22 protein-coding genes and 1 riboswitch are annotated in these 21003 nt (G+C 69.9%); of the genes, 18 read left to right on the top strand and 4 right to left on the bottom strand.

Features of this window, described 5'->3' with window-relative positions; translation table 11 throughout:
• The first annotated feature begins 9 nt into the window (after positions 1 to 9).
• Positions 10 to 1098 (top strand): DUF2891 domain-containing protein, encoded by a 1089-nt coding sequence (locus NR810_RS17525; RefSeq protein ID WP_257453783.1) that lies wholly within the window; start codon positions 10 to 12, stop codon positions 1096 to 1098.
• Between the two features lie 7 nt (positions 1099 to 1105).
• Here NR810_RS17525 and NR810_RS17520 read toward each other — a convergent pair whose 3' ends face one another.
• The gene (locus tag NR810_RS17520; protein WP_257453781.1) at positions 1106 to 1978 is read right to left on the bottom strand and encodes a tetratricopeptide repeat protein; all 873 of its coding nucleotides are present in this window, start codon (positions 1976 to 1978) and stop codon (positions 1106 to 1108) included.
• Positions 1979 to 2073: 95 nt separating this feature from the next.
• Between NR810_RS17520 and NR810_RS17515 the strand changes: the two genes are divergently transcribed.
• A complete protein-coding gene (locus NR810_RS17515) occupies positions 2074 to 3381 on the top strand; it encodes a DUF4082 domain-containing protein (RefSeq protein WP_257453779.1) in 1308 nt (435 codons plus the stop codon).
• A gap of 24 nt (positions 3382 to 3405) precedes the next feature.
• On the opposite strand, the gene NR810_RS17510 is transcribed toward NR810_RS17515, so the two are convergent.
• Positions 3406 to 4662, bottom strand: a complete 1257-nt coding sequence (locus NR810_RS17510; RefSeq protein ID WP_257453777.1) for a type IV pilus twitching motility protein PilT — start codon at positions 4660 to 4662, stop codon at positions 3406 to 3408.
• Positions 4663 to 4882: 220 nt separating this feature from the next.
• Between NR810_RS17510 and mltG the strand changes: the two genes are divergently transcribed.
• Entirely contained in the window at positions 4883 to 5899 is a 1017-nt protein-coding gene (gene mltG, locus NR810_RS17505) for an endolytic transglycosylase MltG (protein ID WP_257453775.1), read from the top strand.
• 1 nt (position 5900) lies between these two features.
• On the opposite strand, the gene NR810_RS17500 is transcribed toward mltG, so the two are convergent.
• Both NR810_RS17500 and NR810_RS17495 read right to left on the bottom strand, forming a co-directional pair.
• Positions 5901 to 6692: an SDR family NAD(P)-dependent oxidoreductase gene (locus NR810_RS17500; RefSeq protein WP_257453774.1), complete on the bottom strand. Its 792-nt coding sequence runs from the start codon at positions 6690 to 6692 to the stop codon at positions 5901 to 5903.
• Positions 6693 to 7011: 319 nt separating this feature from the next.
• On the bottom strand, positions 7012 to 7635 hold the full coding sequence (locus NR810_RS17495) for a DUF2267 domain-containing protein (protein ID WP_257453772.1): 624 nt from the start codon (positions 7633 to 7635) through the stop codon (positions 7012 to 7014).
• Between the two features lie 245 nt (positions 7636 to 7880).
• Between NR810_RS17495 and NR810_RS17490 the strand changes: the two genes are divergently transcribed.
• The 15 genes from NR810_RS17490 (at position 7881) to NR810_RS17420 (ending at position 20996) form a co-directional block, all read left to right on the top strand.
• Entirely contained in the window at positions 7881 to 9734 is a 1854-nt protein-coding gene (locus tag NR810_RS17490; protein ID WP_257453770.1) for a chondroitinase-B domain-containing protein, read from the top strand.
• 56 nt (positions 9735 to 9790) lie between these two features.
• Positions 9791 to 9998: riboswitch (cobalamin riboswitch) on the top strand.
• A gap of 30 nt (positions 9999 to 10028) precedes the next feature.
• Positions 10029 to 10841: an energy-coupling factor ABC transporter permease gene (locus NR810_RS17485; protein WP_257453769.1), complete on the top strand. Its 813-nt coding sequence runs from the start codon at positions 10029 to 10031 to the stop codon at positions 10839 to 10841.
• Positions 10838 to 11056: a hypothetical protein gene (locus NR810_RS17480; protein ID WP_257453767.1), complete on the top strand. Its 219-nt coding sequence runs from the start codon at positions 10838 to 10840 to the stop codon at positions 11054 to 11056. Before NR810_RS17485 ends, NR810_RS17480 begins: the two co-directional genes overlap by 4 nt.
• On the top strand, positions 11053 to 11688 hold the full coding sequence (locus NR810_RS17475) for a CbiQ family ECF transporter T component (RefSeq protein WP_257453765.1): 636 nt from the start codon (positions 11053 to 11055) through the stop codon (positions 11686 to 11688). The genes NR810_RS17480 and NR810_RS17475 overlap by 4 nt, the downstream gene beginning before the upstream one ends.
• Positions 11685 to 12542, top strand: a complete 858-nt coding sequence (locus tag NR810_RS17470) for an energy-coupling factor ABC transporter ATP-binding protein (protein WP_257453763.1) — start codon at positions 11685 to 11687, stop codon at positions 12540 to 12542. Before NR810_RS17475 ends, NR810_RS17470 begins: the two co-directional genes overlap by 4 nt.
• On the top strand, positions 12539 to 13747 hold the full coding sequence (locus NR810_RS17465) for a CbiX/SirB N-terminal domain-containing protein (RefSeq protein ID WP_257453761.1): 1209 nt from the start codon (positions 12539 to 12541) through the stop codon (positions 13745 to 13747). Before NR810_RS17470 ends, NR810_RS17465 begins: the two co-directional genes overlap by 4 nt.
• Before the next feature lie 10 nt (positions 13748 to 13757).
• Positions 13758 to 14132 (top strand): DUF3209 family protein, encoded by a 375-nt coding sequence (locus NR810_RS17460; protein ID WP_257453760.1) that lies wholly within the window; start codon positions 13758 to 13760, stop codon positions 14130 to 14132.
• Positions 14133 to 14136: 4 nt separating this feature from the next.
• A complete protein-coding gene (locus NR810_RS17455) occupies positions 14137 to 14874 on the top strand; it encodes an FAD-dependent oxidoreductase (RefSeq protein WP_257453758.1) in 738 nt (245 codons plus the stop codon).
• Positions 14871 to 15980: a cobalt-precorrin-5B (C(1))-methyltransferase gene (locus NR810_RS17450; RefSeq protein WP_257453756.1), complete on the top strand. Its 1110-nt coding sequence runs from the start codon at positions 14871 to 14873 to the stop codon at positions 15978 to 15980. The genes NR810_RS17455 and NR810_RS17450 overlap by 4 nt, the downstream gene beginning before the upstream one ends.
• Positions 15977 to 16630 carry a precorrin-8X methylmutase gene (locus tag NR810_RS17445; RefSeq protein WP_306818274.1) on the top strand — a complete coding sequence of 218 codons (654 nt, stop codon included), beginning with the start codon at positions 15977 to 15979 and terminating at the stop codon, positions 16628 to 16630. Before NR810_RS17450 ends, NR810_RS17445 begins: the two co-directional genes overlap by 4 nt.
• Complete coding sequence (cbiE, locus tag NR810_RS17440) at positions 16627 to 17877, top strand: precorrin-6y C5,15-methyltransferase (decarboxylating) subunit CbiE (RefSeq protein ID WP_257453754.1); 1251 nt, start codon at positions 16627 to 16629, stop codon at positions 17875 to 17877. Before NR810_RS17445 ends, cbiE begins: the two co-directional genes overlap by 4 nt.
• Positions 17874 to 18641 (top strand): precorrin-2 C(20)-methyltransferase, encoded by a 768-nt coding sequence (gene cobI, locus NR810_RS17435; RefSeq protein ID WP_257453752.1) that lies wholly within the window; start codon positions 17874 to 17876, stop codon positions 18639 to 18641. Before cbiE ends, cobI begins: the two co-directional genes overlap by 4 nt.
• Positions 18638 to 19777 carry a cobalt-precorrin 5A hydrolase gene (locus NR810_RS17430; RefSeq protein ID WP_257453751.1) on the top strand — a complete coding sequence of 380 codons (1140 nt, stop codon included), beginning with the start codon at positions 18638 to 18640 and terminating at the stop codon, positions 19775 to 19777. The genes cobI and NR810_RS17430 overlap by 4 nt, the downstream gene beginning before the upstream one ends.
• Positions 19770 to 20597 carry a precorrin-3B C(17)-methyltransferase gene (cobJ, locus tag NR810_RS17425; RefSeq protein ID WP_257453750.1) on the top strand — a complete coding sequence of 276 codons (828 nt, stop codon included), beginning with the start codon at positions 19770 to 19772 and terminating at the stop codon, positions 20595 to 20597. The genes NR810_RS17430 and cobJ overlap by 8 nt, the downstream gene beginning before the upstream one ends.
• A 3-nt stretch (positions 20598 to 20600) precedes the next feature.
• On the top strand, positions 20601 to 20996 hold the full coding sequence (locus NR810_RS17420) for a precorrin-3B C(17)-methyltransferase (protein ID WP_257453749.1): 396 nt from the start codon (positions 20601 to 20603) through the stop codon (positions 20994 to 20996).
• The last annotated feature ends 7 nt before the right edge of the window (positions 20997 to 21003 follow it).

Genomic DNA, 21003 nt, shown 5'->3' with positions numbered 1-21003 from the left:
AGTCGCCGCATGCTCCTCCCCCTGCTGCTGAGCTACGGAATGGTCACCGCCAGCACGCCCCCTCCTCCTGATTTCGGCGCCGACGCCGCCGCGCGCTTCGCGGAGCTCGCGCTCACGTGCGTCCATCGGGAATACCCGAACAAGATCGCTCACGTGCTGAGCACGGACGCGGATGCGCGCCCGCCCCGCGAGCTCACCCCCGCCTTCTACGGCTGCTATGACTGGCACTCCTCCGTCCACGGGCACTGGCTGCTCGTGCGGCTGGCGCGGACGTTCCCGGAGGCGCCCTTCACTCCGCGCGCCCGGGCGGCGGTGGCCAGGAGCCTGACGCCCGCGAACATCGAGGCGGAGACGCGCTACCTGAGCGGACCGGGCCGGGTCTCCTTCGAACGGCCCTATGGTCTGGCCTGGCTGCTCCAGCTCGCGGCGGAGCTGAGGGAGTGGGATGAGCCCCAGGCACGCGAATGGGCGGCCACGCTGAAGCCCCTGGAGGAGCGCGCGGCCGGGAGGATCCGCGAGTGGCTCCCCAAGCTCTCTCGGCCCATCCGCGTGGGCGAGCACGACCAGACGGCCTTCGCCTTCGGGCTCATCCTGGACTGGGCGAGGCAGGCCCGGGACAGCGACATGGAGCAGCTGCTGAAGGCGCGGGTGGACGCGTTCTACGGGAAGGATCGCCGGTGCCCGCTCGCGTACGAGCCCGGCGGCCAGGACTTCCTCTCGCCGTGCATCGCCGAGGCGGACCTGATGAGACGCATCCTCCCTCCGGACCGCTTCGCCACGTGGCTGCGGGACTTCCTGCCGGACATTCCCTCCAACGGCTCGACGGCCTGGCTCGCGCCAGCGGTGGTGACCGATCCGACGGATCCGAAGCTGGCGCACCTGGATGGACTGAACCTGAGCCGGGCGTGGATGCTGGAGGGCATCGCCGCCGGCCTGCCGCCCCAGGACAAGCGGCTGCGCTCGCTCCGGGCCACGGCGAAGCTCCACCGCGAGGCGGGGCTCCAGGCCGTGACGGGTGCGCACTACGAGGGCGGACATTGGCTGGGCAGCTTCGCCGTGTACCTCGCCACCGGCAGGGGCCTGCCCCGCGGGCCGTGAGCCCCGGCTACTGCGCTCGGGAAGAGGCCCCGAGCGCCTCGCAGGCGGGTGGGAATTGGAGCTGGCAGGCCTTCTCGAAGAGGGCCTTGGTGCGCGCCGGATCCTTCGCCACGCCATTGCCGTACCGGTAGGAGAGGCCGAGGTTGAAACAGCCTCCCGGCAGCTCCGCGTCGCACGCTTTCGAGAAGAGGTCGAAGGCCTGCTTCTTGTCCTGCTTCACGCCGGTCCCCGACAGATAGGACACGCCGAGGGTGTTGCAGGCGGTCATGTTCCCCGCGTCGCATGCCTTCGTGAAGAGCGCGGCGGCGCGCTCCGGGTCCTTCTTCGCGCCGTTGCCCTGCGCGTGGGCGACGCCGAGGCTGAAGCACCCATCCGCGTGGCCCTTGCCGCAGGCCTTGTCGAAGAAGGTGGCGGCGCGCTCCGGATCCTTCGCGACCCCGAACCCCGACGCGTGGGCCATGCCGACGTTGAAGCACCCCTTCGCATCCTCCGCCTTGCACGTCTTCTCGAAGAAGGAGAGCGCCTGCTTGGGATCCTTCTTCACCCCCACGCCTTCCATGTAGGCGATGCCCAGGTTGTTGCACGCGGCCAGGAAGGCCTTGTCACACGCCTTCTTGTAGAAGGTGGCCGCGCGCGCATCGTCCTTGGGCACCGCGAGCCCTTGCGCGTAGGCCAGGGCCAGGTTGAAGCACTCCTGGGCATCGCCCTTCTTGCAGCCCTTCTCGTGGATCCCCACCTGGCGGGACAGTTCCTCCTTGCCGAAGAACGCCTCCGACTTGGAAGGAGCAGCCTTCGGGTGCTCATGCTCGTGCTCATGCTGCTGGGCGGCGCCGCGCGTTCCCAGCAGGAGGATGGCCAGGGTGATTCCGATGCGAAACATGTGGAAGAAACCTCCCCGGGCTCATGGCCCGTCATGGAGGGTGGGTATACCACTCCGGCGGGGGTAACCTCCGGCCCTTCCCCAGGAGCCCCCTCATGCGCCGCCCCACCCTTCTCGTCCTCGCCCTCGCGCTGGCCGCCGCGCTCGCCCGCTGCGCACCACCCGAGTCCTCCACCGACACACAACCCCTCTCCGGTGAGAGCACCCAGGCCCTCACTCCGGGTGGGGGTCTGCGGTTCATGACCTACAACATCAAACACGGCGAGCTGAGCGGCCTGGAGAGCATCGCGAGCGTCATCAACGCACAGGCGCCGGACCTGGTGGTGCTCCAGGAGGTCGACGTCCTCACCAACCGCTCGGGCAAGGTGGACCAGCCCGCGAGGCTCGGCGCGCTCACGGGGATGTACTCCGCCTTCCAGCCCTCGCTGCTCAGCTACGACGGAGGCCAGTACGGGCTGGCCCTGCTGTCCCGCTACCCCATCCGCACCTCGCAACGCATCCCCCTCCGCTCCGCCGCGGAGCAGCGCATCCTGGCGGTGATGGAGGTGGAGCTGGACGCCGCACACGTCATCCCCGTGGCCATCACCCACTTCGGCACCACTGGCGCCACCGAGCGGCTGAACCAGGCCGAGGACGTCAAGGCCGCCCTCGCCGGCAAGCCGTGGGCGCTGCTCGGGGGGGACCTCAACGCCTCGCCGTCCGAGTCCGGCATCACGAGCCTGCGCCAGCAGTTCACCGATGCCTGGACCCGCGGCGGCTCGGGCAGCGGCTACACCCACGACGCGAGCATCCCGACGCGGCGTATCGACTACGTGATGCTCGGCTCCGCGTGGACCTCTCCCGTCTCGGCGAGCGTCGTCGGCGCCAGCTCGCAGTCGGATCACCGCCCGGTGGTGGCCACCCTCACCCTCCCGTGGAGCCAGACCCTCTTCGGAGACCGCGTCCCGGGCGCCGCCGTGGAGCCGGACACCCGGGCCGTGGAGATCGGCGTGAGGTTCCGGAGCAACGTCGCCGGCACCGTCACCGCGCTCCGCTTCTACCGGGGAAAGGCCAACGCCAGCGGCTACGTGGCCCGGCTGTGGACCAGCGGTGGAGCACTCCTGGCCGAGGTGCCCGTGAAGGACGGCCGCATCCCCGGCTGGCAGGAGGTGGCGCTCCCCACGCCCGTCGCCATCACCGCCGGCACCACCTACGTGGCGTCCTACTACTCGTCGAACGGGCAGTTCGCGCGCGATGTGTCCGGGCTCGCGAATGCCGTCGTCAGCGGCAACCTGACGGCGCCGGGCAGCGCGAGCGTGGGAGGCAATGGCGTCTATGTCTACCGGACGGGCGGAGGCTTCCCCTCGGCCTCCTACAAGGACGCCAACTACTGGGTGGACGTGCGCTTCGTCCCCTCCCCCTGAACGCATAGGGGAAGGCAGGAGCGCCTACTCCTTCTTGGAGCCGGAGCCACCTCGCTCCAACTCGCGGACGAGCGCCGACAGATCGTCCTGCGCCTCCTCGTCGAGGACGAAGACCCCCTCCTCGGACGGCGGAGGAGACACGGGTCGCGTGTCCTCCCGAGCGACGCGCTTCGGCCTGGAGGGAGGCGGCGGCCGGGAGAGGGACTCGGAGGGCCGGGCCGGTGGCGGAACACGGAGCCGCGGAGCCGGCTCGGAATGCGGCTCGGCGGAGGCTTCCTCGGCGGTGGATGGCTGGTGCCAGTCCGTCTTCCGCTCCAGCCACTCCGCGTAGCGGGTGAACGTCCAGGAGCCGTCCGCCGCGCCCGTCTCGATGGCCGACGGGAGCTTGAAGAAGTGCCCCTGGCGCACGAGGCTCTTCACCGGGGTGCTGCCCGGAAGCACCTCGCATTCGGGCACACGGATGCCGAGGTCCGGGCGGTAGCGCAACCGCTGGCACACCACGCCGACCAGGCAGTCCGCGAGCTGGGCGCACACCGCGCCCTGTATCTCTGGAGGAAAGGCCAACACCACGCGCTGGAGCGCCTCGGCGGCGCTCGCCGAGTGCACGGTCGCGAGCACGAGGTGCCCCGTCTCCGCCGCGCTCAGCGTCAGGCGCATCACCTCCGGCTCGCGCATCTCCCCCACCATGAGGACGTCCGGATCCTCCCGGAGCGCGTCGACGAGCGCCTGCTCGAAGGAAGGTGTGTCCCTGCCCACCTCGCGCTGGCGGATGAAGGACAGGCGCGGCACCAGCGCGTATTCGATGGGGCTCTCCACCGTGATGATGTGGCGGGCCTCGCTCAGGTTGATCTCCTGCAGCAGCGCCGCGAGCGTGGACGTCTTGCCGGAGCCGGTGGGACCACTCACCAGGAGCAGGCCGTGGGTCGGCTCGACGAAGCGGCGCAGATCGGGGTGGAGGTTGAGCTTCTTCAACGTCGCCTGGGAGGAAGCCAGGAGGCGGATGGCGAAGCCCACGCCGCGCGCGCTGCGCAGGATGTTGATGCGGCAGCGCTGGCCCATCACCGTGCGCGAGACGTCATGCGAGCAGCGCTCGATGAACTCGGACCAGCCGGCGTCCCCGATGATGTCGCGGGCCATGGCGGTGAGCACGGAGGACGGCACCGCCTCCCCGATGAGCCGCAGCGCGCCTCGCACCCGGAGCGCCACCGGCATCTCGCCCTCGAGGTGGATGTCGCTCGCCCCCTGCTCCCGGGCGAGCCGGATGAAGGATTCCAGTCCCAAGATTTCCCTCCTGCCGAGCCTCCGAGCAACCCGCATGCCGGGCCTGTCGGGCCGGCCTGTCCAGGGAGAACGACGCACGGGCCCGCCGGAATGTCCGGTTGTCGGCGAGCCCAGCGACACTTTGTCCGTGCCCCTCCCAGCCCGCCTCCTGTCCGGCAGGCGAAGTGAGCCGTCGACTTTGGGCCTCGCGGAAGCGCGCGGGTGCTAACCTGCACCGGTGATGAAGCGCATTCTTCTCGTCCTCCTGGTGCTCGTCGTCCTCGCAGCGGGCGCGGTTGCCGGTACATTCTTCTGGGCGGAGAGCCAGGTGAAGCAGGCCGCGGCCCCGCCGGGTGCTCCCACCGTGGAGTTCACCGTGTCCAAGGGCGTCACCGGACGCGGCCTGGGCCCCCAGCTCGCGTCACAGGGCCTGATTCGCGATGCCCGGCTCTGGCGCTGGCACCTCTTCCGCCGCGGCCAGTTCGCCCCCAAGGCGGGGCGCCACGCGGTGAGCCCGTCAATGACGATGGCGGAGATCGCCACCGCGCTCGAGGGCAACCCCATCCCCGATGACGTCCCCTTCGTCATCGTCGAGGGCTGGCGCCTGCGCGACACCGACGCGGCCCTGGCCACGGCGGGCCTCATCAAGCCCGGCGCCTACATCGCCGCCGCCAGCCGTCCCGAGCGGTTCACCGCGCCCTTCACCCTGCCCCGGACCACGCTCGAGGGCTACCTCTACCCCGAGACCTACCGGGTGGTGCCCGGCGCCTTCAAGGTGGAGGAGCTCATCCAGCGCCAGCTGGACACCTTCGCCGAGCGCTTCTACGCCCCCCAGAAGGCGGCCATCGAGCGCAGCGGGCGCAGCCTCCACGAGCTGGTGGTGATGGCCTCGATGCTGGAGCGCGAGGAGCCCGTGCCCGCCCAGCGTCCGCTGGTGGCCGGCATCCTCTGGAAGCGCGTGGACAAGGGCTTCCCCCTGGGCGTGGACGCGACCTCCCGCTACGAGCTGGCCGAGTGGAACGACCGGCTGGCGTTCCTCCAGCGCCTGCGTGACACCTCGGACCCGTGGAACTCGCGCCACCGCAAGGGGCTGCCGCCGGGTCCCATCGGCGCCCCCTCGGTCGAGTCGCTCCAGGCCGCGCTCGAGCCCAAGCCGAGCGAGTTCTGGTACTACCTCCACGATGCCGAGCGGCGCCTGCATCCCTCGCGCAACGCGGAGGAGCACGAGGCGCTTCGCCGCAAGTACAACGTGTACTGAGTCAGCCCGCACGCGGCAGCGTGACAGCCTGCATCCCCGACGCGCACATGCCGCCGTCGACCGCGAAGTCCTCGCCGGTGATGAACGAGGACTTGTCGCTGCACAGGAAGACGATGAGCGAGGCCACCTCGTCGGGCATCCCCACGCGGTTCATCGGGTGGAGCGAGGCGGCGAAGGCCCGGCCCTGGGGATCGTTCAGGCGCCAGCCCTCGGTGGCCATTTCCGACTCGATGACCCCGGGGCTCACCGAGTTCACCCGGATGCCCTTCTGCGCGTAGTCGATCGCCGCGCCGCGTGACAGGGCCGCGATGCCGGCCTTGGTCGCGCTGTAGACGGAGAGCCCCGGCAGGGCCCGCGCCGCCCCCACCGAGGCGCAGTTGACGATGGACCCTCCACCGCTCGCGAGCATCGCGTTGATTTGATGCTTCATGCACCAGAAGGTGCCGCGGAGGTTGATGTTCATGAGGGACTCGTAGTCCTCGTTGGTCACCTCGGTGAGCGGCTTCATGAAGCCGCTCCCGGCGTTGTTGAAGGCGGCGTCGATGCGGCCGTACTTCGAGAGGGCCGTCTGGACGAGCGCCTCGATATCCCGCTCCACCTGCATGTCGGCGCGGACCCAGGTGGCCTCTCCGCCGCGCTCCTGGATGAACGAGACGAGCTCATGGCCTCTGGCCTCGCGCCGCGCGCTCGCGACGACCCTGGCGCCCTCCGCCGCGAGCGCGATGGCCGTCGCCCAGCCAATGCCCGAGCTCGCACCCGTCACCAGAACCACCTTGTCCTTCAACATGCCCATGTGTCTTCCCTCGTGGAGTGAGTAGGAGCCGCCGTGCCGCGGCCCGGCCCGGAACGATACCTGGGGCGGTGACAGCCCGTCGGCGAGCCCCGGACGGAGTGGGCCGCGCGGGCATGTCAGACCCATCAGATAAACAGAATGAGACCGTCGGTTGGCAGGCGCACCACGGGCCCGGTCTCTGGCGGGCATCGGTGCTCGTGGCTCGATGGCCCCTCCGCGAGAGCGGAGCGTAACGGTCGTCGACGGGCCCGCGGGCCCTGGGTGCTTGGGAGAGGCACCCGGGGCTCGCGGGGGTTGTTTTCGCGCGCCTGCTCCGGTCTCACTCGCGTGAGGGATGCTCCTCCGAGCCCGGGTGTGCGGCCGCGAGCGTCTCCTGCTCCCGCTCCTGGGTGAGCCCGATGGCACTGGAGAGCTTCGTGTCCCCGTGCGGGTTGTCCTCCCGTGCCACGGAGTGCGAGTGCGCTCTCTCGGCACGGGACTCGGACAACGGGTGCCGGCTTCCCGGCCGGCCCTCGGCCAGCGTGCGGTGGCCCGGCTCGACATGGACGTGCTCGAAGGGCTCGCCAGGCTCACGAGGAGCGAAGAGAGCGCTCATCTGCTCGGGCAGTGCCTCGCGGAGCCGGTGCAACGTCCCGGGGGACAGGCTCTCCGCGAGGAACTGACAGACGACTCCGGTGTACTCCACGGCGAGTCCGAGCCGCACCTCGAGCCGGCTCGCGACGCGCGCATGGAGCTCCGCGAGGTTGAAGACCTGATGGGGAGTCACTCCGCGCAGGCCCGCGGCCAGCGGGCCCGGAAGGTCCTCCGCCAGCGACTGGACGACGGGCCAGGCCAGGCGCTCGCCGATGACCTCGAGCACCGCGCGAACGGTCCGCTCCGCCGCCTCCGGGCCAGGGAGCCCGGCGTGCGCGGAAACATGGGACAAGAGTTCGTCGTGCGTCATGCGCGTCCTCCTCGCGAGCAGCTCCAGAAGGAAGATGGAGACGTGGAGGGGACGAGGGCCAGTGCCACACGGGCCGCCCAGCCCTTGCTCGAGCTCGGCAGCCTCCAGGCGCAAAATCCAACCCTATCAAAATCAGGAAAACGGAATATCGAATCCAAAGCTGGAAATCATGCACAATGAGGTATAGCCGCCCGAGCGTGAGCAATGCGGTTCACGGAACTCCAAAGAGGGTGAGAGGAATGCGAATGGCACATCGGAAGCTTGTGATTGGCTCGAGCCTGCTCCTGACACTGGCCCCTTCCCTGGGATTCGCGGCGGATGAGAAGTTCTCCATCCCGGGAACCTCCGTCACCGCGAGCGCGGATGACGGCAACGTCCCGGCCAATACGGTCGATGGGGATCTGAACACCCGCTGGTCGGCGGAGGGTGATGGGCAGTGGATCCGGTTCGACCTGGGCGCCAACAAGAAGGTGGCCTATGTGAAGATCGCCTTCCTGAACGGCGCATCCCGGACGTTCACCTTCGACATCCAGACCTCCACGGATGGCACCACGTTCTCCACGGTGCGCTCGAACGTGACGAGCAGCCTGTCGAGCAGCATCCAGACGTTCGACTTCACGGATGTGGGGTCCGCGCGCTACGTGAGGCTCGTGGGGTATGGCAATACCTCCAATGCCTGGAACAGCTACCTGGAAGTGGAGATCTACGGCAGCGCCGCGGAGACGCCGGGCAATGTCGTGAACGTCTCCACCGCCGCCCAGCTCACCACGGCCCTCACCAACGCGACCGCGGGCACGACCATCGTCCTGGCGGACGGCACCTATACGAAGACCGGTGCCTTCAGCATCCAGAACAAGAATGGGACCGCCTCCAATCCCATCACGCTCAAGGCCGCGAACCGGGGCCGGGCCATCATCTCCGGTAGTGCCTCCCTCAGCGTGTCCGGCTCCTCCTACGTCGTCATCGAGGGCCTGAAGTTCACCAACACCGGCGCGAGCGCCATCGTGCTCGATGGCTCCAACAACGTCCGGGTCACCCGGAACACCTTCGACCTGATCGAGAACGGCACCGAGGTGAAGTGGCTGATGCTCAAGGGGAGCGGAAGCCATCACAACCGGATCGACCACAACGACTTCGGGGGAAAGAGCGACCCCGGTCCGGTCATCGCCATGGATGGGAACTACTCCACCCAGATGACCCAGTACGATGTGATCGAATACAACTATTTCCACGACATCGGACCGCGCCTCAGTAACGGGCTGGAGACGCTCCGCCTGGGCCTGTCCGCCGTGTCGATGCTCGATGCCTACGCCACCGTGCAGTACAACGTGTTCGAGCGCTGCGACGGGGACCCGGAGTTCATCTCGATCAAGAGCGGCCACAACACGATCCGCTACAACACGGTCGTCAACTCACAGGGACAGCTCACCGCGCGTCACGGCAATCACAACAGCATCTACGGCAACTTCATCCTGGGTGATGGCACCAAGGCCGGCGTGGGAGGCATCCGCATCTATGGAACCGACCACAAGGTCTACAACAACTACCTGGAGAAGCTGACCGACGATGCGCTCCTCATCGATGGAGGCGACTTCGACGGAGGGCCGGACTCCAGCAACTACACCAGCACGGATCTGAGCAAGCACTGGCGGGTCTACCGGACCGAGGTCGTGAACAACACGGTCGTCAACAGCACCACGGGGCTCGTCATCGGGAAGAAATACACGTACGCGCCGGTGGACTCGAAGGTCGCCAACAATCTCATCCGGAACACGACGGGCACGCTCTACAACGAGACCAAGACGAGCAACACGCTGTTCCAGGGCAACATCGGATACGGCTCCACCCTGAACAACAGGTCGCGGACGTCCGGTGAGATCCGCAACGTCAATCCGTCGCTGACCACGAGCAACGGGCTGCAGAAGCTGTCCTCCACGAGCCCCGCCATCAACACGGCGGTGGGCACGTACGCCTACATCGCGGAAGACATGGATGGGCAGATCCGCTCCACCAACGATGTCGGCGCGGATGAGTACTCCACCGCCGCCATCGTCCACGCGCCGCTGTCTTTGGAGGATGTCGGCCCGAACGCACCGTGAGGAATGCGCGCATTCCGTTGACAGAGTCCCATCACCTCCGGTACTTGGCGCCAGACAACTGAATTCCAGCCATGGGTGCCCGCCAGCACGGGCATAACAGGGAAGCCGGTGTGAATCCGGCGCGGTCCCGCCACTGTAAGTGGGGAGCCGCCTCCGAAGTAACCACTCGACGCCTACGTGTCGGGGAAGGTGGAGGCGGCGCTGAACGCCCTCGGGCGTTCTGAATCCACGAGCCAGGAGACCTACCCAGGCCTTGCAACCCCACCTCTCCGTGGACTGAGAGCGAGGTTTTCCATGCCGGGTATCTCCGGGCGTGGGTGTGGTGCCGCCCTGCGGCATCGCCTCCAAGCCCTCGTACAGACAGCGTCCGTCTCCCTCCGTCAGGAGACGTGGCTGCTCGCGGCCCTCCTCCTCCTGCCCTACCCGGCGCACGCCATGCACCTGGCGGAAGGTCTCCTTCCGTTCGGATGGGCCGCGGGCTGGACCGTCTCCGTCCTGCCCCTGCTCGCGCTCGGTGTCATGAGGCTGCGGGAGCGCGTGGCCCAGAGCCCGCTCTACTCGCCCTTCGTGGCGATGCTCGCCGCCGCCGTCTTCGTCATCTCCTGCATGCCAGTGCCCGTCCCCATCACCGGCACCTGTTCGCACCCGTGCGGCACGGGGCTCGCGGCCGTGCTCATCGGCCCGGTGATGACCGTGCTGGTGACGTTCGTCGCGCTGCTGCTCCAGGCGCTCTTCCTCGCCCATGGCGGGCTCACCACCCTGGGCGCCGACATCTGGTCCATGGGCGTGGTGGGTGGCTTCGTCGGCTACGGTGTCTTCCACGGTCTGCGCGCGGTGCGCGCACCACTCGGCGTGGGGGCCTTCGCCGCCGGCATGCTGTCCGACTGGGCCACCTACGCCATGACGGCCTTCGAGCTGGCCTCGGCGCTGCACGGGTCCCAGCCCCTGGGCGGCACGCTGGGGACACTGCTGCTCGCCTTCCTCCCCACCCAGCTTCCCCTGGGCATCCTCGAGGGGGCCCTCACCGCCGGCGCCGTCGTCTTCATCTCCCGCCGCCGGCCCGCCCTCCTGAACTTCCACGCCCTCCCCGCCGCCTCCACGCCATGACGCCACTTCTCGCCTCCGCCGAGGGCTGGCCCGGCGTCGACGAGCACGTCGTGCTCCCGTTCGCCGAGGCCGCGGGACGCTCCCCCCAGCCGCCCCTCATCCCGATCGAAGGGGATGTCCTCCTCTTCGCCTTCCTCTGTGCCGGACTCGTAGGGGGCTTCTTGCTCGGCTACCTCTACCGCTCGCTGTTCGTCGAGACGGGGGGACAGGCGTGAGTCGTACCTCCCCGCTGCGCGAGTGGGTGAGCGGGCTCGATGCGCGCATCAAGCTGGGGAGCGCCCTGCTCGCCCTGCTGGTGACGCTCGCCGGGCCCGCGCCTCACACCGCCTCGGGGATCGCGGCGTTGGCCCTCCTCGCCTCCCTCGCGGTGGGCGAGCCGGTCCGGGTGTTGATGCGCCGCCTGGGGCTGGCCCTCTTCAGCGGTCTGGCCGTCTGGGCCCTGCACTGGGTGTCGCAACCGGAGGCAACCGGAACCTGGGCACCCGCGCTGGTCCTGGGAACGCGAGTGGCCGCGGGTGCCGCCGTCTTCGGACTCCTCACCTCGCTCACCCCGCCCTGGGCCCTGGTGGGCGCACTGCGCGCGTGGCGGGTGCCGGCCGCGCTCGCCGATGTGCTCGCGCTCGCGGTGCGCTACGCCACCGTCCTCGAACGGTCGGCACACAGCGCGCGCGAGGCCCAGGTCCTCCGCCTCGGCTACCGGGACGTGCGCCGCAGCCTGCGTTCACTTGGAGCACTCGGCGGCCTCACCCTGGTGCGCGCCTTCGATCAGGCCCATGCCACCGCCGAGGCCATGGCCGCCCGCGGCTGCCGGGGCACCATCGTCCCCCCTCCGGGAGAGCACCCATGAAGGCGGCGCTTACGCTCGAAGCGCTCTCGGTGGGAAACCCCGGCGGCGCCGCCATCCTCTCCGCCCTCTCCTTCGAGGTGCGGCCGGGAGAGGTGGTCGCGCTGCTCGGCGCCAACGGGTGTGGCAAGACGACGCTGCTGCGGAGCATCGCGGGCCTGGTGCCGGCGCTTTCCGGTGGGGTGCGATTGCTCGGCCAGCCCGCACCGCGTGGGGCCGTGGCCCGGGCAGAAGCGGGGCTGGCGCTCGCCTTCCAGAATCCGGATGACCAGCTGTTCGGCACGACGGTGGGTGAGGACGTGGCCACGGGTCCGCTGCACCAGGGCCTCGCCCCGGGCGTGGTGCGGGCGCGGGTGGACGAGGCGCTCGCGGCCACCGGCCTGTCGCACCTGGCGGGACGCTCCATCGAGGCGCTCAGCTTCGGGGAGAAGAAGCGGGCCTGTCTCGCGGGCGTGCTGGCGATGCATCCGGCGGTGCTGCTCCTCGACGAGCCCACCGCCGGGTTGGATCCGGTGGGCGAGCGCGAGACAGCGGGCCTGCTGAGGCGCCTCGCCCGCGAGCGTGAAGTGGCCCTGCTCGTCTCCACGCATGCCACCGACGAAGTGCCCTTCTTCGCCGACCGGGTGGCCATCCTCGGAGAGGGGCGGCTGCTCGCCTTTGGCACCCCCGCCGACGTCTTCCGGGATGCCGCGCTGCTGGCGCGGGCGCGTCTGCGCGCACCGGCCGTCGCCGAGCTCTGGGCCCAGCTGGCGCCCCTGCTTCCCGCGCTGGGAACGGCCCCGCCCCTCACGGTCGCCGAGGCCGCCAGCCGTCTCCTTCCCCTCCTCGTTCCCTCCCATCAGGAAGTGCATCCGTGAGCTCCCTTCGTCACGAGCGCGGCATCCTCTTCATCGGACACGGCAGCCGGGATCCGCAGGCCATCGCCGAGGTGCACCGCTTCGTGGACGCCTACCGCGAGGCCCACCCGGAGCGGCGCGTGGGCCTGGGCTTCGTGGAGCTCACCGCACCGGCGCTCCCCGAGGCGCTGGACGCGCTCGCCTCCGAGGTGAAGGAGGTGCTCGTCGTTCCGCTCTTCCTCTTCACCGCGAAGCACGTGAAGAACGACATCCCGCTGGCGCTCGCCACGGCGCGGGAGAAGCACCCGGGCGTGCGTTTCCTCGCGGTGAAGGCCTTTGGCGTCCATCCGGATCTCGCCCAGCTGGCCTTCGAGCGCACCGAGGTCCGCACCGGCCCCCTCTCCCCCCAAGAGGCCGCGCGCACGGTGGTGGTGATGCTGGGGCGCGGCTCGTCGGACCCGGACGCGAATGGCGACTTCTGCAAGCTGACCCGCCTCTACGCGGAGGGACGGGGCTTCGCCCAGGTGCAGCCGGCCTTCGTCGGCATCGCGAAGCCCTCGCTGGAGGAGGCGCTGGAGTGGGTGGCCCGGGCGAGGCCGGAGCGCATCCTGGTGGTGCCCTACCTCCTGTTCACGGGGGTGCTGTTGCAGAAGATCCACGCCCAGGTGGCCCTCTTCGCCGAGCGCTACCCCTGGCTCCGCTCCGAGGTGGCACCGCACCTGGCCGACGGCAGCATGGCCCCGCTCGTCCAGCACGTGGACCGGCGCATCGAGGAGGCACTCGCGGGCGGAGTGCCGCTGCCGTGCGACGGCTGCCAGTACCGCGTTCCGCTCGCGGGCCTGCAGAAGAACGTGGGAGGCCTCAAGGCGCTGCTCTGGAGCATCCGCCACCGCGAGACGCACACCCAGGCCGCGCCCCACCCGCATGCCCACCGCGCGTTGGAGAAGCACGTGCTGGTCTGCGGCAACGCCGACTGCGCCGATCGCGGCAGCGTGGCGCTGATCGAGGCCCTGCGCCGCAAGCTCAAGGAGACGGGCAAGGGGCGCACGGTGCGCATCACCCGGACCGCCTGCATGGGCCGCTGCGGCGAGGGACCCACCGTGGCCGTCTATCCGGATGGCATCTGGTACCGCGGGGTGACGGAGGCGGACGCCCGGGAGCTCGTGGAAGAGCACCTGGTGGGCGACCGCCTCGTGTCCCGCCTTGTCGACAACATCATGCAGTGAGGGAGAAACCATGGCCTGTCATGAGCTGGCGGCGCTGCGTCTGGCGCTGATGAACGTTCTGGGAGTGGACGATGCGGCCGAGCGGCAACACGAGCTCGCCGAGCTGGGGAGCGCGGCGGAGAAGCCGGGGCCGGTGCGCTCGCTGATGCAGGCGCGCGACCTGGCGGGCGTGCTGCGCTTCTTCGAGGCCTCGCTGGTGGAGCTGCAGGAGCGCGTCTCCGCCACCCGCGCGGATGATCCGAAGATGCCCTACCTGCGCTCGCTCCTCGTGCTGACCAAGTCGGTGGAGCTGGACCTGCGGCGCCAGAACGAGTCGCTCCAGAAGCTGTGGCGCGACCTCGAGGAGGTGCACGACTTCACCCACGAGATCTACCCGAGGGACTAGCGTCATGGCCGTCTCCCGCACCGCGCGCATCCTCTCCTCCGTGCCCGTCGGCGAGCGCGGACGGCTCCTCCAATTGCAATTGCAGGGCGAGGAGGAGCTCGGCTTCACCGGCGGCCAGTACCTCATCTTCAACACCGGCGTGCCGCGCGCCGATGGCAAGGCGCACAAGCGCGCCTACTCGGTGGTGTCGAGCGACGAGGACCAGCGCACCTTCAGCATCTGTGTCTACCGGCTGGTCCAGGGGCCCGGCTCGGCCATGCTGCACGAGGCGCCGGTGGGGACGGAGCTGCCGTTCAGCGGACCCTGGGGCAGCTTCCTCCCGGACGACGCCACGCCCCGGAGCACGTTGGTGGTGGCCACCGACAGCGGCATCACCGCCGCGCTGGGGCTCCTGCACGGCCGCGCCTTCGCCCCGCAGCGGACGCGCACGCGGCTGCTGTGGTTCTCCGAGTCTCCCTCGGTGTTCCTGCCGGCCGACCAGGTCCGCGAGGAGGTGGAGGCGCTGGGAGGCCGCTTCCAGCACCACGACTGTCCACCGCCGGGACATCCGGAGCGCACCACGCTGGCCCTCAATCTGGCCCTGGAGGCCGCGCGGGCCCATGCGCCCGAGCGCGTCTACCTCGCCGGAGATGGCGCGGTGTTGCACCCGCTGCGGCAGTCCCTGGTGGAGTCCGGGCTGGATGCGGGTGCCATCCGGCTGGAGTCCTTCTTCAACAACCCGGCCCGGAAGGCAGCGGCATGAGCGAGGCGCCTCCCGCCCGGGACAAGCGCGGCACTCGCACCGGTTTCACCACCGGGGCCTGTGCCGCCGCGGCCGCCAAGGCCGCCACGCGCGTGCTGGTGCGCGGCGAGCGTCTCACGCACGTGGAGACGACGCTGCCCAATCGGCAGCAGGTGACATTCGAACTGCACCGCTGCGAATGGGACGGGGAGAAGGCCCGCTGCGGCATCATCAAGGACGCCGGGGATGATCCGGACTGCACGCACGGCGCCGAGCTGATCGCCGAGGTGCGGCTGACGGACGACGGGCGGGTGGTGCTCGAGCGGGGCGAGGGAGTGGGAATCGTCACCAAGGACGGGCTGGGACTGGAGGTGGGCAGCCCGGCCATCAACCCGGTGCCGCGCCGCAACATCACCGACATGGTGCTGGAGGAGCTGCCCGAGGGCCGGGGCGCCGTCGTCACCATCCACGTTCCCCGAGGGGAGGAGATGGCCCTTCAGACGCTCAACGCGCGTCTGGGCATCCTCGGAGGCATCTCCATCCTGGGGACCAGCGGCATCGTCCGGCCCTACTCCACCGCCGCCTACAAGGCGAGCGTGGTGCAGGCCATCGACGTGGCCCGGGCGCGCGGCCATGACGAGCTCGCCTTCACCACCGGAGGCAAGTCGGAGAAGTACGCGATGGGCCTCCTGCCCCACCTCGCGGAGGAGTGCTTCATCCAGGTGGGCGACTTCATCGGCGTGGCCATCCGCCATGCGGCCAGGAAGCAGGCGGCCCGCGTCCACGTGGTGGGAATGATGGGCAAGCTGTCCAAGATGGCCGATGGGCGCATGCAGACGCATGCGGCCGGCTCCGAGGTGAACATGGAGCTGCTGGCCAACCTGGCCGCCGAGGCAGGTGCGCCGGAGACGCTGGTGGCCGACATCCGGGCCGCCAACACCGCCCGCCACGTGCTCGAGCTGTGCGCCGCCAACGGCCTCACCCACATCACCGGCCTGGTGTGCCAGCGCGTCGTCGAGCAGTGCACCCGCCACGCTGGGGGACCGCTCGAGGTGCGCGCCACCCTGGTCGACTTCAACGGAACCCTGCTCGGGCAGTACCCGGACGAGAGGAGAAACGCGGCATGAACGACATGCGCCAGATGACGACGCTCGGGCGTCGCATCGAAGACGAGAGCTTTTCCATCATCGACAGCGAGGCCGGTCCGCATTCCTACGCTCCGGGCGAGTGGCAGGTGGTCCGGCGCGTCATCCACGCCACCGCGGACTTCGAGTTCAAGGAGCTGGCCCGCTTCTCTCCCGATGCCATCTCCGCGGGCATCCAGGCCCTGCGTGCTGGCAGCCCGATCCTGGCCGACGTGAAGATGATCCTCGCCGGGCTCAACGAGGAGCGGCTCGCCGCCTATGGCTGCCGGACGCACTGCTTCATCTCCGACGCGGACGTCATCAGCGCGGCCCGCGAGGCGGGCTCCACCCGCGCCATCGAGTCCATCCGCAAGGCGCACCGGCTGGGGCTGCTGAACGGGGCCATCGTGGCGGTGGGCAACGCACCCACGGCCCTCCTGGAGGTGGCGCGGCTGGTGAAGGAGGAAGGGGCCCGTCCCGCGCTGGTGGTGGGTGTGCCGGTGGGCTTCGTGTCGGCGGTGGAGTCGAAGGAGGCCGTGCTCGAGCTGCCGGTGCCCTACATCGTGGTGCGGGGGCGCAAGGGAGGAAGCACCATCGCCGTGTCCATCATCCACGCGCTGCTGATGCTCAGCGCCGACGGAGAGCGGACATGAAGCCGGTGGTGGTGGTGGGCATCGGGGATGATGGTTGCCTCGGCCTGTCGGCGCGCGCGGCCAACGCGGTGGCTCAGGCGCGGGTGCTGGTCGGCGGCAAGCGCCACCTGGAGTTCTTCCCCCAGTTCTCCGGGGAGCGCCTCTCCTTCAGCGGGGGCATCGGTCCCACGCTGGAGCGGGTGGCCGAGCTCGCCCAGGAGAACCAGGTGTGCGTCCTCGCCTCGGGGGATCCGCTCTTCTTCGGCATCGGCGCGCAGGTGGCCCGGAAGGTGGGCGCCGAGCACGTCGAGTTCATCCCCCACCCCTCCTCCGTGCAGTGGGCCTTCGGCCGCATCGGCGTGGCCTGGGAGGATGCCGAGGTCATCTCCGTGCACGGCCGCTCGCGCGAGGGGCTGTGCACGCGGCTGCGTCCCCTCGCCAAGGTGGCCGTCCTCACCGATGGTGAGAACACGCCCCCGGTGCTGGCGCGCCACCTGCTGGAGCATGGCGAGCGCGGCTTCACGGCCTGGGTGTGCGAGAGCCTCGGCAATCCGGGGGAGCGGGTCCGCTGCTTCTCGCTGGAGGCGCTCGCGGAGTGCACGGACATCGGGCCGCTCAACGTCCTCGTGCTGCTGAGGACGGATCCGAGCTGGCGCCCACCGCCGCGCCTGTCCTTCCTCCACGAGGACGCCTTCGCCAAGCGCATGCCCAAGAAGGGCCTCATCACCAAGCGCGAGGTGCGCCTGCTGTCGCTGGCCCAGTTGGAGATCCGGCCCGACAGCGTGGTCTGGGACATCGGCGCGGGCTCGGGCTCGGTGGGCATCGAGGCGGCGCTGCTCGCCCCGAGGGGACGCGTCCATGCCATCGAGGTGGACCCGGAGGGCGTGGCCATTTGCCGGGAGAACGCGCTCGCCCACGGCGTGGACAACCTGCGCGTCATCGAGGGACGCGCCCCGGAGGCCCTCGAGGGACTGGAAACGCCGGACGCAGTCTTCGTCGGCGGCAGCAAGGGCAGCATGCGCGACATCATCGACGTGGCCTTCGCCCGCTTGCGCGAGGGCGGCAGGCTGGTGGTCAACGCCATCACCCTGGACAACGTGGCCGAAGCCTATGCGGCCTTGCGTGCGCACGGAGTGACACCGGAGGTGACGCTGCTCAACGTGTCCCGCGGCGAGCCGCTCGCGCACTACCTCCGGTACGAGGCGCAGAACCCCATCCACATCTTCGCGGCCACGCGGCCGGCGGCGGCAAAGGGAGACGAGTCATGAGTGGCGTGTTGATTGGCGTGGGTGTGGGACCCGGAGCTCCCGACCTGATGACGCTCCGGGCGGTGAACACGCTCCGGACGGCGGACGTCATCGCGATTCCCCGGCGCTCGGCCTATGACGAGTCGTTCGCCTGGCGCATCGCCAAGGAGAACGTGGGCGAGGTGCCCGGGCAGGAGCGCCTCTTCCTCACCTTCCCGATGACCAAGGATCCGGAGCGGCTGCGGCCCGCCTGGGAAGAGGCCTATGCGCAGCTCGCCCCGCGTCTGGCGGCGGGCAAGCGGGTGGCCTTCATCACGGAGGGCGATCCGCTCATCTACAGCACCTTCATCTACCTGCTGTCGGAGGCCCCCCACCGTTTCCCCGGGGCACGCACCGAGGTGGTGCCCGCGGTCTCGTCGATCACGGCCGTGCCCGCGTCGGTGCAGGTGCCGGTGGCCGACGGACAGGAGCGCATCGCCGTCCTGCCCGCCACCTATGGCGTGGAGGACCTCACCCGCGTGCTGCGCGACTTCGACACCGTGCTGCTGATGAAGGTGAGCTCCGTCATGGCGCAGGTGGTGGAAGCGCTCGAGCGCGAGAACCTGCTCGACCGCGCCGTCTACGTGTCGCGCGCGTCCACGGGCCAGGAGAAGGTGGTGCGCGACCTGCGCACCATCCGCAATGACAAGTGCGACTACTTCTCCATGGTGGTGGTGGCGAAGAAGGATCGCAGTGGCGTGCTCGCCGGCCGCGTGGCCCACCAGCCGGCGGAGGTGGCCCGGTGAGTCTCCCCGCGGCACGCAAGCCCTTCGCCGTCTACGCCATCACCCTGCACGGGCTGGCCATCGCCGAGCGGATCCTCGCGGGGCTGCCCGGCGCGGAGCTGTACGTCTCCGAGAAGCTCATGGCCCGTGCCCCCGCTGGAGCCCTGCCCATGCCGCTGCCCATGGGGCCCACCCTGTCGCGCACCTTCACCGCCTACGACTGCCACGTCTTCATCATCAGCGTGGGAGCCGTGGTGCGGATGATCGCCCCGCTCCTTCACGACAAGAAGGTGGACCCGGCCGTGGTGTGCGTCGACGACGCCGCCCGCTTCTCCATCTGCGTGCTGTCGGGGCACGTGGGCCGGGGCAATGCCTTCACCGAGCGCGTCGCCGGAGTGCTCGGCTCCACCCCGGTGGTCACCACCGCCTCGGACGTACGGGGCACCCTCACGGTGGACATCCTCGGCCGGGAGCTCGGCTGGAAGCTGGATGACCTGGAGCGCAACGTCACGCGCGGCTGCGCCGCCGTGGTGAACGAGACCCCGGTGCTCTTCGTCCAGGAGGCGGGCGAGCCCTCCTGGTGGCCCGAGGACAAGCCGCTGCCTCCCGGCGTGCGGTACGCGCGGAGCCTCGACGGGGTGGACCCAGGAGCGTGGGAGATGCTCCTCATCGCCACCGACCGGGACATCCGGGAGACCCACCGCGCCCACTGGGAGAAGGCCGTCATCTACCGGCCCCGCAGCCTGGTGTTGGGGATCGGTTGTGACCGGGGCACCCCGGAGGAGCTGGTCGAGCGGGGCGTGACGCAGATGCTCGCCCAGGCCCTGCTGTCACCCGCATCCGTGAAGGCCGTGGCCACCGTGGACTTGAAGGCGGACGAGCCGGCACTGCTGGCGCTGTGCCAGAAGCATGGCTGGGCGCTCCAGACGTACACGGCCGCCGAGCTGGACGCGGTGCCCGTCCCCACCCCCTCGGAGACGGTGAAGCGGCACGTGGGCACCCGTGGCGTCGCCGAGCCGGCGGCGCTGCTCGCCTCCGGGACCACCGAGCTGCTCGTCCGCAAGCAGATCTACACCGAGCCCGGCGCCGGACGCTCCATGACGTTCGCCGCCGCGCGCATCCCTCATTCGCCTCGAAAGGAGCTCGTCCATGTCTAGCGGAGGAGTCCTGTCCGTCGTCGGTATCGGACCCGGTGATGGAGCCCACGCCACGCCCGCCGCCCTGGAGGCCATCCGCGCGGCGCAGGTGGTGGTGGGCTACCGCACCTACGTGAAGCTCGTGCGCCACCTGATCGAGGGCAAGGAAGTGGTGCAGACGGGCATGACGGAGGAGATCGGCCGCGCCCGCTCGGCGGTGGAGCGCGCCCGGGCCGGCGCCAACGTGGCGCTCATCTCCTCCGGAGACGCTGGCGTCTACGGCATGGCGGGGCTCGTCTTCGAGGTGCTGCGAGACCTGGGCTGGAAGCGCGGGGACGCCCCGACCCTTCAGCTCATCCCCGGCATCACCGCGGCCAACTCCTGCGCCTCGCGCGTGGGAGCCCCGCTGGTCCACGACAGCTGCACCATCTCCCTGTCGGACCTGCTCACCCCCTGGCCGGTCATCGCGAAGCGCATCGAGGCCGCCGCGTCGGCCGACTTCGTCATCTCGCTCTACAACCCCGCGAGCGGACGGCGCACCCGGCAGATCGTCGAGGCCCACTCCATCATCCGCCGCTACCGCGAGGGCTCCACCCCGGTGGCGCTGGTGAAGGGCGCCTACCGCGAGGCGGAGAAGATCGTGATGACCGACCTCGACCACTTCCTGGACTACGAGATCGGCATGCTCACCACCGTCATCGTGGGCAACTCGCACACCTTCCTCTTCGAGGGCTACATGGTCACGCCACGAGGCTACACGCGGAAGTACACCCTGGAGGGAGACGTGCTGCCGGGACAGCAGCCGGGCCGTTCCCTCGTCCTGCGCGGAGAGGAGGTCTGAGCCATGGCCTTCGTCGGACGTCTGGCCGGAGCGCTGCTTGCCTCCACCGAGGGGGAGTTCTTCCTGGTGGGAGACCTCAAGGAGCCGTGTAACTGGGCGGCGGCGGGCTTCGAGCCCCCTGCCCAGGTTCCAGGGGTGGAAGTGCCCTACGTGCGCCTCTCCCCGGTGCGCGCGGTCGAGGTGGCCCGGCCGTTGTTGGTGATGGAGCTCGAGGGCGAGGCCCTGGCGCGGCTGCTCTCCGAGCGCCTGGTCATCCGCCGCAATGGCTCGGTGTCGGAGCGGCTGTGGCGGCTCGTCACCGAGCACGAGGCAAAGCCGGAGACGGACGCGCGCTGGCTGGCGCAGGTGCCAGGACACGTCTGGGACCTGGTCCGTGACGCGGTGCTGCGCTGCTCCTGAGGAGAAG

Source organism: Archangium lipolyticum (assembly GCF_024623785.1).
Taxonomy (GTDB): Bacteria; Myxococcota; Myxococcia; order Myxococcales; family Myxococcaceae; genus Archangium; species Archangium lipolyticum.
The sequence above is the reverse complement of the archived record's forward strand: the minus strand, read 5'-3'. Positions and strand labels throughout refer to the sequence as shown.

Bases quoted from the DNA above. Each gene is read 5' to 3' on its own strand.
- NR810_RS17460 (WP_257453760.1), top strand. From the start codon at position 13,758: ATGGCCTGTCATGAGCTGGCGGCGCTGCGTCTGGCGCTGATGAACGTT.
- NR810_RS17420 (WP_257453749.1), top strand. From the start codon at position 20,601: ATGGCCTTCGTCGGACGTCTGGCCGGAGCGCTGCTTGCCTCCACCGAG.
- NR810_RS17495 (WP_257453772.1), bottom strand. From the start codon at position 7,635: ATGACGCACGACGAACTCTTGTCCCATGTTTCCGCGCACGCCGGGCTC.
- NR810_RS17500 (WP_257453774.1), bottom strand. From the start codon at position 6,692: ATGGGCATGTTGAAGGACAAGGTGGTTCTGGTGACGGGTGCGAGCTCG.
- NR810_RS17515 (WP_257453779.1), top strand. From the start codon at position 2,074: ATGCGCCGCCCCACCCTTCTCGTCCTCGCCCTCGCGCTGGCCGCCGCG.
- NR810_RS17450 (WP_257453756.1), top strand. From the start codon at position 14,871: ATGAGCGAGGCGCCTCCCGCCCGGGACAAGCGCGGCACTCGCACCGGT.
- NR810_RS17470 (WP_257453763.1), top strand. From the start codon at position 11,685: ATGAAGGCGGCGCTTACGCTCGAAGCGCTCTCGGTGGGAAACCCCGGC.
- mltG (WP_257453775.1), top strand. From the start codon at position 4,883: ATGAAGCGCATTCTTCTCGTCCTCCTGGTGCTCGTCGTCCTCGCAGCG.
- NR810_RS17455 (WP_257453758.1), top strand. From the start codon at position 14,137: ATGGCCGTCTCCCGCACCGCGCGCATCCTCTCCTCCGTGCCCGTCGGC.
- NR810_RS17520 (WP_257453781.1), bottom strand. From the start codon at position 1,978: ATGTTTCGCATCGGAATCACCCTGGCCATCCTCCTGCTGGGAACGCGC.
- NR810_RS17445 (WP_306818274.1), top strand. From the start codon at position 15,977: ATGAACGACATGCGCCAGATGACGACGCTCGGGCGTCGCATCGAAGAC.
- NR810_RS17525 (WP_257453783.1), top strand. From the start codon at position 10: ATGCTCCTCCCCCTGCTGCTGAGCTACGGAATGGTCACCGCCAGCACG.
- NR810_RS17480 (WP_257453767.1), top strand. From the start codon at position 10,838: ATGACGCCACTTCTCGCCTCCGCCGAGGGCTGGCCCGGCGTCGACGAG.
- cobJ (WP_257453750.1), top strand. From the start codon at position 19,770: ATGTCTAGCGGAGGAGTCCTGTCCGTCGTCGGTATCGGACCCGGTGAT.
- cbiE (WP_257453754.1), top strand. From the start codon at position 16,627: ATGAAGCCGGTGGTGGTGGTGGGCATCGGGGATGATGGTTGCCTCGGC.
- NR810_RS17485 (WP_257453769.1), top strand. From the start codon at position 10,029: ATGCCGGGTATCTCCGGGCGTGGGTGTGGTGCCGCCCTGCGGCATCGC.
- NR810_RS17490 (WP_257453770.1), top strand. From the start codon at position 7,881: ATGGCACATCGGAAGCTTGTGATTGGCTCGAGCCTGCTCCTGACACTG.
- cobI (WP_257453752.1), top strand. From the start codon at position 17,874: ATGAGTGGCGTGTTGATTGGCGTGGGTGTGGGACCCGGAGCTCCCGAC.